Origin of the sequence: Candidatus Tokpelaia sp. (genome assembly GCF_008636115.1) — a bacterium.
Taxonomy (GTDB): domain Bacteria; phylum Pseudomonadota; class Alphaproteobacteria; order Rhizobiales; family Rhizobiaceae; genus QLZD01.
Genome location: NZ_QLZD01000031.1, coordinates 97,535 through 109,510, shown reverse-complemented (window position 1 = coordinate 109,510; position 11,976 = coordinate 97,535). Strand labels below are relative to the sequence as shown.

Here is an 11,976-nt window from a genome sequence, read left to right as displayed (position 1 = left end):
TTTTTTACCGGTTTTGGGAAGAGCGGCTTGCCGGCTGTTTCAGCCTGTATTCAAACAAAATAGCGTCTGAACGCTTGATATTATCGCCGCCCGGCACTGTGCCGGCTGTTTTGCCTGTCTCTGCTGCCGCTGCGGACGCATTATTATAATAGGCCTTGCGCCGTCCGGTCTCCTGAAAACCCAGAGCGCGGTAAAGCGCCAGAGCGGGGGCATTTTGCTCATCTGCCTCCAGAAACAGCGCTCTCACCCGCTCCTGATATAAAAACCGCAATAAATGCTCCAGCAAAGCGCGGCCAAGCCCGAGGCGGCGATACTCTCTGGTGACAGCAAAGGTTAAAATTTCTGCTTCACCGCAAACAGATCTTGCCAGAATAAAACCGCTAAAGCGCCGTTTTTCACCGGCAATCCGGCTGCCGAACCCGATAATTCGCGAATCATTCAAAAAATTTTGAAAAGCCGCAGCACCCCAGCCGTGATAAAAAGCCTGTTCATGCAAATGGTGCAGCGCCGGCGCATCTTCAGGCAGTAGCGGCACAATCAGCGCCGGGCGGCGCAAAAAGGGTAAATATCTCACACCGGTCCGCCTTTTTTATTTTGGTATTGCGCCTGAGCCCGGCTTTTTTCCGCTGCCGGCAGCTCTGCCTTGCGCGGTTGAGCCGCCGGGGCGCGCATATAAAGCGGCACCGGCGCGGCGGCTTTTGCCGGCAGTTCTGCCGCTGCTGCTGCAAAAAAGGCAATATCGGCCGTTGGTGCCGAGCCGGCAATGCGCAGGCAGGTGGCCTGTTGCGGCGGCAGCAAAGCGGCCAGGCCGGCCGCGCCGCTGCCAATAAGCAGGCTTGCCTGCGCCCGGCCGGTTTGCTGCGCCTCATTTGCCGGTTGGTGCCGCATAAAGGCAGCTATATCTTCTGCCGTGCCGCTTTGCGGGGCAGAGCTGTCACCATTAGCAGCAAAATATTGCCAGTAAAGGCCGTTTTGCGGCGCTTGCAGCACCACATAAACGGCAGGCACAGTTTTATGCCCGCTCTCGGCCACAGCCTGCGCCCGCAATGCGGCAAAAGCGCTAACGCCAATAGCAGGTTTTGCCAGGGCCAGCGCCAAAGCGCGCGCGGCTGCCACGCCAATGCGTATGCCGGTGAAAGAACCCGGGCCGATATTAACGCCGATACGGTCTATCTGGGTAAAATTTTTCTCTGCTTTGCGCATAAGAGCGGCAATTTGCTGCAATAAATGCTCGGCATGGCCAGTGCCGATATTATCCTGGCGCGCGGCAATAATATGACCGTTTTCCGCCAAAGCGGCAGAACAGAAAACAGATGCGGTATCGAGAGCCAGAACCAGCATAAAACGCCTTTTGCCGGATTATCAATCGGGAACTTGCCTCACCTCCGGTTAATTTGCGCTTCTTTTATCATAAAGGGCGGCTTTGCTGCAAGCGCCGGCGCGGTTTTGGCCGGAAATTGTAAAGAATTTGGCTGCGACCCTTTGCAAAAGGCACAAAAAAGCCTTATATCAAAATCGCAGCGGGCAAGTGCCGGCCGGCGCGGGCGGCCGCTTTATTCAGGCTGCGGTGTCTGCCCGGCGCTCGGCGATTTCAGTCAAGAGGAGTTTTCTATGTCGCAATTATTCAAAACACAAAATAATATTCCTTCCAACAGTAAAAAAGCTGTTATTGATATGATGAATAAGGCTTTGGCCGCGACTATTGACCTTGCGCTTATTGTCAAGCAGGCGCATTGGAATGTTAAAGGTTCGCGCTTTATTGCCGTTCATGAAATGCTGGACGGTTTTCGCGATACGCTTGATGAGCATGCGGACGAAATTGCCGAGCGTGTGGCGCAACTGGGCGGCACGGCCTATGGCACAACGCAGACTGTGGCTGAGGCCACTGTGCTCAAGCCTTATCCTACCGATATTTACACAGTGGAAGATCATATTCATGCTTTGATCAATGCTTATGGCGAAGCAGCAAATCTGGTGCGTAAATATGTTGATGAAACAGCGGAAGCCGGTGATGCCGATGCCGCCGATATTTTGACCGCCGCCTCGCGCACCCTGGATAAAAATCTGTGGTTTCTGGAAGCGCATATTCAGAATGAAGAGCACCGGCATTAGGCCGCTCTTATGCGGTGCAGCGTCTCTTGCGCCGCGCTGCCTGAGCCGGTATTAACGCCGCTTTCAAGCTGCCCGTAAAAGGGCGGCTTTTATTTTTCCGCAATTTTTGCCGGCAGGTTAAGGGAGAAATTTTTGTCTTGGGCGGTTTGTGCACTATTCAGCCACCGTGCCGGCGGCGATTTGGGATATTCTACTGCAGCCGGGCTTGCCGGCACCAAAACCTTTATCTGTGATGATGGGGGGGGCGGCCGATGCGGGCGGACATATTCGGAGTCAATTTCTGCAAAATCTGCGATGCCGCCGGCATTACCAAAGCGGCGCACGGCTTACGCAAGCTTGCGGCCAAAAGAGCAGCAGAAGGCAGGGCAACAAATCAACAGTTCAAGCGGCACTCTGACTGGACGAATGACCGGCAGACAAGCAGGTATAGCTGGAAGGCAAACAAGAAGATTTTGGCACAAGAAATGGCTAAATATATGCGGCAGTCGGCTTCTTTTTAAGAGAATCCTGTCCCGCATCTGGTTTTTTGTTTCCCTAACCTTTTAAAAAATATAATAAAAACAATCAGTTGAAAAATATCAACTAGTCAAGCCGCAACTCGCTATTGACGCTATCGGCCTCGGCCTCGATTATAGCTCATCAGAAACCGAAGGGGCGCGCGTGAGCTGTGCAAACAGCGCCCGGGTTGGCGGGTGGCGGGCGCAGCAAAGAACAGGCGCGCGGAGCGTGCAAACAGCGCCCGGGTTGGACAGGCTAGCCTGTGGCGGCGGGCGCAACAAAGAACAGGCACGCGTGAGCTGTGCAAAATGCGGTCACGCCGCAACAAATAACCGGCGCAAATAATTGACGCTGTCAGTATAGCTATTCAGAAAAATGAGTCAGGCAACAACCGGCTTCCTACGGTCTGTAGCGAAAATTACAGTGTAGTTAAAAAGACAAACGCAGTCAGGCCGCAACGAAAATACCCAGCCGGGCGAAGGTCAGCGGAGTATAGCTAAAGAGACAAATGCGGTCAGGCTGTATTTTGCCGGGGTATTTGAGCGCCTGATTCGCTTGCCTGGGCTCACAGGCTGTTGCCTGTCTCGTTTCTCCATAGTCGGGTGAGGATAGGAGCAGAAATTGCAGGGTAATTTATTTAGTGGAAGAGAGGGTGATGAGCAGGTGGATAAGCCGGCGCAGGGATTCGGTTTTGCCGGTTTTGAGCACAGAGCGGGCAAGCTCTATCACTTCTGCTTTTTTATCGGGCGGCAGATAAAGGCCGCAGAGGCCGGTTTCAACTGCTGTGACAGCTTTTTGCAGGGCGGCTTTTCCCGCCTCATCTGCATTAAGGGGCAGGGAACTTGCCGCAGCAAGGAACATATCGCCTTCGCCAGTGGCAAGCCAATGCACATTGGCATTAAAATTTTTTGCATAAAGTAACAGGAATTGCAGGTCAGGTTCTCTGTCTCCTCTCTCATAATTGCCCAGAGTTACAACAGAAACGCCCAATATTTTAGAAAAATCAGGCCTTTGTTTGTAGCCAAGCTGTTTTCTAAACTTGCTAAGTCTTTGTCCTAAAATCGTTTTAAATTTTTCAGGTCGCGACATAAAAAAGTTTCATTTTGTTGTTTACAAAGCAAAAGATTGAAGCTATAAATTCCGTTATCGCCTGATTGTCAGGCTGTTGATTCGTTAATCTGTTGCACCAAAGCGGAGCGCTTACCCCTTAGCGTTCCGCCCAATGCGGGAGGGAATTGTGAAAATCCCCAAAAGTGAATCGCGTAATCCTGACTGCTTTTGCCGGCTCGGCTTTGCCGATATTTATCGACAGAGCTGAGCCGCCCGCATCTTTTTAATAGCGCCCGGTGCGGGCAAAAGAACCGCGACAGGGCAAGAGGCAAGAGCTGTCCCGTATCTAACGGGCAGGGGCAGCAGCAGCGCGGGATAGTTTTGAGAGTATCGCACCCGCGCTGCTGCTGCCATAATCGGGATAATATTGCCGCTGCCGGATTATCGGCGCAAGGCAATAACGCTATTGCTGCCGGTAAAGCCCGGCGCAACCCAAACGGATCTGCCCTTTGTTCTTATATCAGGCAGCAGGCGCTGCCGCAAACCGCCCCGCGCGGCCGGCACATTTTCTTCGCCAGTATAGCTAAAAGACAAAGACGGTCAAGCTGCAACGATCGCGCGTGTGATTTCGTTAGCGGCATTAGTATAGCCCATCAGTAACCGAAAGGGCGCGCATAAGCTGCGCAAACAGCGCCCGGGTTGGTGGGCTTTGGGCGCGACAAAGAACAGGCGCGCATAAGCCGTGCAAACCGGAGGGGCGCGCATATACGCGCAAAATGCGGTCAGGCTGCAAGGCATTATTGTGCTGCTCTATGATCCGGCGGGTTTTCCTTACTGCATATTGGTAAAAAATCAATCAGCGCGCAAAATATCAATAAGGCGGCCTATTGGTTCTGTCCCTTTTCCTGCTTTTAGCATGGCATAAACAAGTTTTATCAGTTTGGCTTTTTTCCCGGAGGCATGTTGGCTGTCTGCCAGAGCCTTTTCCACAATATGAACAGCTTTTTGCAAATGAGCAATATTAATATCCGGTTCGGCCAGAGGCGGGCTTTTGGGGCCGCTTTTGTCAAACATGCTGCCTTCTCCGGTCAGCAGCCAATCAAGCGAAATACCGCATATTGTTTTGTAAAGAGCGAGAAAAGAAGCCTGCGGCTCACTAAGGCCGATTTCATATTTGCCCAATGTGCCGGGGTAGACACCAAGATATAAGGCAAATTGTTTGCGTTGCCCAAAACCAAGGGCAAGCCTGGCCTCACGCAGACGCATAGCCAATTCTGTTTTGGGTTTTGCCGCTTTATGTATCAAAAAACACTCCTTTATGTATCAAAAAAACACTTCAAATTACATTTAGACTTTACACGTAAATCTAAATGTGGTTTATAAGATGAGCGCCGCCTGACAGGAGGCGGTGATTCACAGACAGGTTTCACCAAAGCGAGGCACTCCCCCTTGTGCTTCGCCTGATGCGGGAGGGGATATATGAAAACCTCCGAAAGTAGATCTCCTATTACTTTCGCCGGTTCGGCTTTCTTCCGACTTACCCCCACAGAGTCGAACCGCCCGCATCTTTTTTCCGCCACTGGCTGCGGGTCTTGTGCCTGGGCAAAGCGAAAGCCCCCCTTACTTAACGGGTAAGGGAGTCAGCAGTGCGGAACATAGCAAAAGCCCGTTCCGCACTGCTGACGGTAAAGGCGCAAAAAAATGTCGCATTTTTCCGGATAGTGCCGGCGGTACTGCCGACAAGGCAATTTTATTTGTGCGGCGGATTTTTGCCTGGCAAATTGCCGCCTTGTTGCCGGTCATAGCGTGCATTTCAGCGTTGCTCCTTTTGCCAAAAGCAGCAATAGGGCGCGAAAACATGGGACAGGCTGCAGATTGGCACAAAAGCGGGTGGCAGCAAAAACATGATCTTTAACGTGGTTGCGGTATTTTGCATGTGATCGGCCAAGGCCGGTGTTTTGCCGCCGCGGCCGGGCTTTTTATCAAACCGGATTACGCATATTATAGAGTGTAAATGTAAAGCTTGATATAATATCGGCGCCGGAAACAAGCCCCTATCCCCTTTAATTCAGGATTGGTTTGCCTTGAGTATCTGCAATTCTCTTAGCTTATTCTTATGGAAGAATCAATATTGCATAGCAAATCTGTATATTTCCTTTATAATTGTTCCTTCTTTTCAATTTTTGCCTAAATCATTTTTTCGCTTTGCCGGCGTTTATTGTAATTTTGCGAGAGCGCGCCCCTTGCTTCCGGCCTTTAATTTTTAAAGCGGTGAATATGGTTGACAAGGCCGAGCGTAGAAGAAAGATGGCTTTGCGCCCCGATTTCTGCCTTTTTTCGGTCTTCCACCAGCGGCAATAGCGCTGTAGCCAGCTCTTTCCCCAATTCCACTCCCCATTGGTCAAAAGAATTAATATTCATCAACGCGCCTTCAACAAAGACGCGATGCTCATAAAGAGCAAGCAGGCGCCCCAGAGCAAAGGGGGTTAGCAAATTTTGCATAATGGTAAGGCTGGGGCGATTGCCGACAAAGCTTTTATGCGGCGCCAGCTTTTGTGCCTGAATGGTGCTCATGCCGCTTGCTGCCAGGCTGCTTGCTGCTTCTTCTGTGCTGCGGCCGCTGACCAAGGCCTCGCTCTGCGCCAGGCAATTACTGAGCAAAATATCATGCTGGCGGCGCAAATGCGGCTCATGCCCGTTGACAAAAGCGATAAATTCTATCGGCACAATATCGGTGCCCTGATGCAAAAGCTGAAAAAAAGCATGTTGGCCGTTTGTTCCCGGCTCACCCCAGACAACGGGGCCTGTCGGCATTGTTACCTCTTCTCCCTCCAGGGTGATATGCTTGCCGTTGGATTCCATATCCAGTTGCTGCAAATAAGCGGGCAGCCGCGCCAGCCTTTGTTCATAAGGCAGCACGGCGCGGCTCGGCCAGCCGCAAATAATGCGGTGCCAGAAACCAAGCAGGCCCAGCAGCATAGGAATATTGTCTTTTATTTCTGTGTGGCGAAAATGTTCGTCCATTTTACAGGCGCCGGCCAAAAATTCGCGAAAGCGCTGCGGCCCGATAGCCAGCATGACGGACAGACCGATAGAAGACCAGACAGAATAGCGGCCGCCAACCCAGTTCCAGAAGCCGAAAACATAAGCGGGGTTAATGCCGAAATCCGCCACTTTATCTGTTGCTGTAGAAAGGGCGGCGAAATGTTTGGCCACAGCCTTTTCTCCCAGTTTGGCCGCCAGCCATTGGCGGGCAAACAAGGCATTGGTCATGGTTTCTTTGGTGGTGAAGGTTTTGGAGGCGATAATAAAAAAGCAGGTTTCGGGGTTAAGCCTGTCAAGCGTATCAGCAATATGGGCACCGTCAATATTAGAGACAAAATGCGTTTTCGGCCCGTTATGATAAGGGGCGAGAGCGGCTGTCGCCATAGCCGGGCCAAGATCGGAGCCGCCAATGCCGATATTGACAATATCGGTAAATTTTTGCCCTGTTTCACTGCTTAGCTGGCCGGAGCGCAGCGCATCGGCAAATTTGGCCATTTTGGCCAGAACGGCATAAATTTCCGGCATGATTTTGCGCCCGTTAATGGCAAAAGGCGCGGTTTCCGGCGCGCGCAAAGCCACATGCAGCACGGCGCGGTTTTCAGTGCTGTTGATAGGTTCGCCGGCAAACATGGCATCGCGCCGCTCTTCTACCCCGGCGGCTTGCGCCAGTTCTGTCAGCAGTTGCAAACTACGGGCATTGACCGCACATTTGGAAAAATCGAATAATAAATCATTAAAAGAACGGGAAAAAGTGGCGAAACGGCTTTTATCCAAAGCAAAGGCTGAACGAATATTTTGGGGCGCATCATTTTGCGCATGCGTTTTCAGCTCTGCCAGCTTTTGTTGAAAAACGGCCTCATTGCGCGCCATTGCCTTTCCTCCCGATTTTGGATTTTTACGCTATTAGCTGCTATTCTAGCGGCTAATTTGTGCTAAAAGCAACCAGTAAAAATACTATTACAATATCATTGAGGGTTTTAGCGCCTATGGAAATTAAAGGCAGCGAGCAAATCGCCGCACCGCGTGCTATTGTCTGGCGTGTTTTAAATGATACGACAAGTTTGCAGCCCTGCATTGACGGCTGTGAAAAGCTGGAGCGGGTTTCAGAAAACCGGATTGACGCTGTTTTGAGAGTGCGTTTGGGGCTGATAAATTTGCGCTTTCACGGCAGCTTATTATTATCGGATATAGATCCGCCGGTTTCTTACATTATTGCCGGTGAAGGGCGGGGCGCACTTTCCGGCCTGGCTACAGGCAAAACACAAGTGCGGCTGGAAGAAATAGGCTGGAGCGAGTTGCCGGCAGCAAAACGCCGGGAAATAGAGAAAAAAGGCGGTCAAGTGGCCGGGCGGCAGAAAAGCGCGCGCTTTGCCACCAGACTGGTTTATCATATGCACGGCACGGCTGGCGGTAAATTGGCGCAATTTGGCAGCAAAATGCTTGGCGCTGTTGCCGGCAAAATTGTCGCCCGCTTTTTTGCCAGGCTGGCTGCGGCGTGCGAGGCCGAAGCAGAGCGGGGCGGTTGAGGGCCGGCGCTGCTGCTGCCGCCCCGGTCGACAGTGGAAAGTCTGCCTGGAGGTAAGGCGGCATAGTTGATTTATTCAGCAAAGCGGCTAAAATGAGGAAAGGGAGCCTGATTAAAGCAAAGCAAAGACCTTGTCCGGTTTATTGATTTCTGTAATTTATGTAGTGCGCTGAATCTTTTGTCAAAAAAATAGACGACTTTTGACAAAAGATTCAGCGCACTACTGTAAGGGGCTGGTTCATTTGTCAAAAAGTGAGGGAATATTTGTCAAATAATATGGTATTGATATTTAATGATAAAAAAGAGATTTTACGAAAAAGATTGCCAAAAACGGCATAATCATTTGCCTGTGCAAAACTGCTTAAGGCTGTGCGGACTGCGCTCAATAGCTGTTCAAAACGCGCTCAATCTGCAATCAGACCTGTTCATTATGGTTTCCCCATGGTTTGTGCGGCCAGGCGCATAGGGGCGGTGAATGGCTGGCCAGAGATTTTGCCAAAAGTTTTAGCGCATTTTGCCAAATGAATTTGCAAATGAACCTTTGAGGTTGGAACTTTAGCACAAAAATCACAGAGTAGGTTCCAACCTTAAAAATATTCAGTATAAACAGGGTGATAGAATTTAGGCGCTGGCCGGCGATGAAAACATAGAGGCGAACAAGGCTGGACGCTTAATATTGTGGTTGACACAATATATAGTGTGACTCACCACCAACCCTTTTTCTCTTCCTGCTGGGTTATGGTGATGGAAGTTGCCCGAATGCCGGCTGTGTCCATAGCCATGGGTCAGCCTGATATGGATACCACGCATTTATAGGCTTTGGCGCATTTAAGGGCGGCGGCAATCTCTACTCCCGGCACTAGAGCCGTTGGTGCCGGTTATCTCTGACGCCTGACATACACTATCTAGTAGTGCATGAATTTGGGGCTTGGTGCGCTTTTGCCAAAACTCGTCTATTTTTTTGACAAAAATTTCAGCGCGCTACAGACAGAGGATTTTATAATTCAGATTTTGATTAAATATTATAGACGAGTCGCGAAGAGAAACAGGGTAGCCTTGCCTGCATAGGCACAATATTACCTTACAACTAAAACCCCGAGGAAAAATGGCGCACCCGAAGAGATTCGAACTCCTGACCCCCAGATTCGTAGTCTGGTGCTCTATCCAGCTGAGCTACGGGTGCGCAATACTGGCAGAATTTATCTGCCCCTGCTTCCTAAGCTGTTCTGACAAAAATTGCAAGCCTGTGCGATAAAAAAATGCAAAAATCTGTTTGCGAAAAAAAGGGCTGTATTTGCTCCGGCGCTGCGGCACAGAGCTATTATCAAGCAGAGGGCAGGGGCGAGGCAGCTCCATGCAACTGCCAAATCACAAGACAAGCCGCAGTCCGGCGGCAAAAGCAAGCGGTAGCATTTGGTAATATAGTTCATCAGAAACCGAAGGGGCGCGCGGAGCGTGCAAACAGCGCCCGGGTTGGGGGGCGGCGGGCGCAACAAAGAACAAGCGCGCGTAAGCCGTGCAAAACGCGGTTAAGAGCGAGAAAAGCTGCGGCAGGGCAAATGGCTGGGGAACCTGGATTCGAACCAAGACTAGCGGAGTCAGAGTCCGCTGTTCTACCCTTAAACTATTCCCCAAACAACTGCCGGCATGAGCTGCGTGCCGGCGCCTGATTGTCGGCATTGATGCCTCCCTTTTATCATATTTGTTTGCCGGTGCAAGGGAAAAAGCAATAAATTTGCCGCCGCCTTTGCCGGCAGAGTGCAGTGTTTTTGCCCTGCGCCTGCGGCATTTTTATTTGGGTTTTTGCCTGGAGGCTGTTAACATAGCCGGCTTGGGCCGCAATAATCGGGGGAAGGAGGTAGTATTATGGGCAAAACAGGCAATGGCGCCGGCAAAAAAAGCAAGGCAGCCTTTGGCGGGCGCGGCATTGCTGCGCCCAACAGCCTGCATGTGCGGGTGAAGAAAAAGGCCGGCACTATAAAAGCCTCTTCCCGCCGCTGGCTGGAGCGGCATTTGAACGACCCTTATGTGCACCGCGCCCGGGCTGAGGGCTATCGCTCGCGCGCGGCGTATAAATTGCTGGAAATCAATGAGAAATATCATTTGCTGCAAGCCGGGCAAAAGCTGATTGATTTAGGGGCGGCGCCTGGCGGCTGGTGCCAGGTAGCGGCGCAAATTATCGGCGTGTCGACAGAGCGGCCCGCTATTATCGGCATAGATTATTTGCCGGTAGAGCCGCTGCCCGGAGTGACCATGCTGGAAATGGACTTTCTAGATAAAGAAGCGCCGCAAAAATTATTGGACGCTTTGGGTGACAGGCCGGATATTGTCCTTTCCGACATGGCAGCGGTCACCACCGGCCATCGGCGCACCGATCATTTGCGCACGGCGTATTTATGTGAAACAGCGGCCGATTTTGCCGTTGCCGTATTAAAGCCGGGCGGCCATTTTCTGGCCAAGACTTTTCAAGGCGGCACAGAAAACACGGTTTTGACCCTGCTAAAGCAAAATTTCAAATCTGTGCATCATGTCAAACCGGCGGCCTCGCGCGCTGAATCGGTAGAGCTTTATTTGCTGGCGCGCAGTTTTAAAGGTGGAAAGCCGTGAAAATCTGTCAAAAAAGCAGGTTTGCCAAGCCGTCCGGCATAAAGCGGCGCACCCGGCATCTGTAAGGGGCTGGATCATTTGTCAAAAAATGAGGGAATATTTGTCAAAAAGTATAATACAGTCAGGCTAAAGGCTTGATTGAGCGCTTTAACCGGCATTGGACGAAGCTTGCCGGAACGATGCCGACTTATTCAGGTGGCGATATGGACAGAGAGTTGAAGAAATTTGGAAACAAAATGGAAAAAATCCTCAAAAAATTGCAGCCAAGCTGATCTTGCCAAATGAATTTGCAAATGCGCCTTTAAGGTTGCCCGTTTGGCACAAAATAGCCATCGTGGCGCGCAACCTTAAAAATATCCAGCATAAACAGGGTGATAGAATTCAGGCGCCGGTCGGCGATGAAAACAGAGAAGCGAACATCACTTCATCAAGCTTATGGCTGCTGTTTTGAACGTCAGATTGGCTGTTAGCGCCGGTTATCTCTGACGCCTGACATACACTATCTGGTAGGGCATGAATTTAGAGCGTGGCGCGCTTTTGCCAAATATTGTCTGTTTTTTTGACAAAAAATTCAGCGCGCTACAGCATCTTAATAGGCCCGGCCGTTTATTATGGCCCAAGCAAAGCAGATTGTGACATGAATTTGCCGTTAATTTGTTTTTTATGTCGGTTTCCTGTTGCGGAGATTTTGGCGCCGGAGGATTTTCAGGTTTAAAATTTCCAATACGCTGCTTTGGTTCTGAAATTCTGAGAGGAATATAATATGAAAAAAATTCTCATTGCCTGCACCGCTTTGGCTTTATTGGCTCCGGCTACAGCTTTTGCTCAGGGAGCGCCGGCTCCTGCTCAGGCTGGAAAAAATACGTCTGCGCATAAAGGACACAAGCGGGGGGGAGATTGCCAATGCCGGGATAAAGAACGCTGCGAATGCAATGAGCACGGCAAAAAGCATAAAACCGCGGCTGAGCGTGAAGCCTGGAAAAAGGAACATAAGGGGGAAGGGAAAATGAGACATCACGCTATGGAACATGGCAAAGCAGGGAAAGAAATGCCGGCAGCGGCTCCTGCCAATTAAGTAAAGCCCACCGGGTCGGCGCTGCCGGCCCGGTCTCTTGCTCCTGTTATTTGCCGGACGCAGG

General features: G+C 50.9%; 11 protein-coding genes and 2 tRNA genes. 6 read left to right on the top strand and 7 right to left on the bottom strand.

Going from position 1 to position 11,976, the window contains the following annotated elements; genetic code table 11:
- Positions 1 to 4: 4 nt before the first annotated feature.
- Both DPQ22_RS05450 and tsaB read right to left on the bottom strand, forming a co-directional pair.
- Complete coding sequence (locus tag DPQ22_RS05450; protein ID WP_150213917.1) at positions 5 to 574, bottom strand: GNAT family N-acetyltransferase; 570 nt, start codon at positions 572 to 574, stop codon at positions 5 to 7.
- A complete protein-coding gene (tsaB, locus tag DPQ22_RS05445) occupies positions 571 to 1,341 on the bottom strand; it encodes a tRNA (adenosine(37)-N6)-threonylcarbamoyltransferase complex dimerization subunit type 1 TsaB (protein ID WP_150213915.1) in 771 nt (256 codons plus the stop codon). The genes DPQ22_RS05450 and tsaB overlap by 4 nt, the downstream gene beginning before the upstream one ends.
- Positions 1,342 to 1,611: 270 nt before the next feature.
- Between tsaB and dps the strand changes: the two genes are divergently transcribed.
- The gene (dps, locus tag DPQ22_RS05440; RefSeq protein ID WP_150213913.1) at positions 1,612 to 2,112 is read left to right on the top strand and encodes a DNA starvation/stationary phase protection protein Dps; all 501 of its coding nucleotides are present in this window, start codon (positions 1,612 to 1,614) and stop codon (positions 2,110 to 2,112) included.
- A 1,131-nt stretch (positions 2,113 to 3,243) separates the two neighbouring features.
- Here the strand turns inward: dps and DPQ22_RS05435 are convergent.
- The 3 genes from DPQ22_RS05435 to pgi all read right to left on the bottom strand — a co-directional run bounded on the left by DPQ22_RS05435 (position 3,244) and on the right by pgi (position 7,575).
- Entirely contained in the window at positions 3,244 to 3,699 is a 456-nt protein-coding gene (locus tag DPQ22_RS05435; RefSeq protein WP_150213911.1) for a helix-turn-helix domain-containing protein, read from the bottom strand.
- Between the two features lie 813 nt (positions 3,700 to 4,512).
- Positions 4,513 to 4,926, bottom strand: a complete 414-nt coding sequence (locus tag DPQ22_RS05430; protein WP_150214102.1) for a helix-turn-helix domain-containing protein — start codon at positions 4,924 to 4,926, stop codon at positions 4,513 to 4,515.
- Positions 4,927 to 5,916: 990 nt separating this feature from the next.
- Positions 5,917 to 7,575, bottom strand: coding sequence for a glucose-6-phosphate isomerase (gene pgi, locus DPQ22_RS05425; protein WP_150213909.1), 1,659 nt, complete (start codon positions 7,573 to 7,575; stop codon positions 5,917 to 5,919).
- Positions 7,576 to 7,691: 116 nt separating this feature from the next.
- Here pgi and DPQ22_RS05420 point away from each other — a divergent pair, with 116 nt between their 5' ends.
- Together DPQ22_RS05420 and DPQ22_RS08900 are read left to right on the top strand one after the other, a co-directional pair.
- Positions 7,692 to 8,231, top strand: a complete 540-nt coding sequence (locus tag DPQ22_RS05420; protein ID WP_150213907.1) for a CoxG family protein — start codon at positions 7,692 to 7,694, stop codon at positions 8,229 to 8,231.
- 677 nt (positions 8,232 to 8,908) lie between these two features.
- Positions 8,909 to 9,046 carry a hypothetical protein gene (locus DPQ22_RS08900; protein ID WP_190323162.1) on the top strand — a complete coding sequence of 46 codons (138 nt, stop codon included), beginning with the start codon at positions 8,909 to 8,911 and terminating at the stop codon, positions 9,044 to 9,046.
- Between the two features lie 290 nt (positions 9,047 to 9,336).
- Here DPQ22_RS08900 and DPQ22_RS05415 read toward each other — a convergent pair.
- Positions 9,337 to 9,413, bottom strand: a tRNA-Arg gene (locus DPQ22_RS05415).
- A 377-nt stretch (positions 9,414 to 9,790) separates the two neighbouring features.
- Positions 9,791 to 9,864, bottom strand: a tRNA-Gln gene (locus tag DPQ22_RS05410).
- A 232-nt stretch (positions 9,865 to 10,096) separates the two neighbouring features.
- On the opposite strand from DPQ22_RS05410, the gene DPQ22_RS05405 reads away from it, so the two are divergent.
- The 3 genes from DPQ22_RS05405 to DPQ22_RS05395 all read left to right on the top strand — a co-directional run bounded on the left by DPQ22_RS05405 (position 10,097) and on the right by DPQ22_RS05395 (position 11,912).
- Positions 10,097 to 10,837 carry an RlmE family RNA methyltransferase gene (locus DPQ22_RS05405; protein ID WP_150213905.1) on the top strand — a complete coding sequence of 247 codons (741 nt, stop codon included), beginning with the start codon at positions 10,097 to 10,099 and terminating at the stop codon, positions 10,835 to 10,837.
- 157 nt (positions 10,838 to 10,994) lie between these two features.
- Entirely contained in the window at positions 10,995 to 11,288 is a 294-nt protein-coding gene (locus DPQ22_RS05400; protein ID WP_150213904.1) for a hypothetical protein, read from the top strand.
- A gap of 312 nt (positions 11,289 to 11,600) precedes the next feature.
- Entirely contained in the window at positions 11,601 to 11,912 is a 312-nt protein-coding gene (locus DPQ22_RS05395; RefSeq protein WP_150213902.1) for a hypothetical protein, read from the top strand.
- Positions 11,913 to 11,976 lie beyond the last annotated feature (64 nt).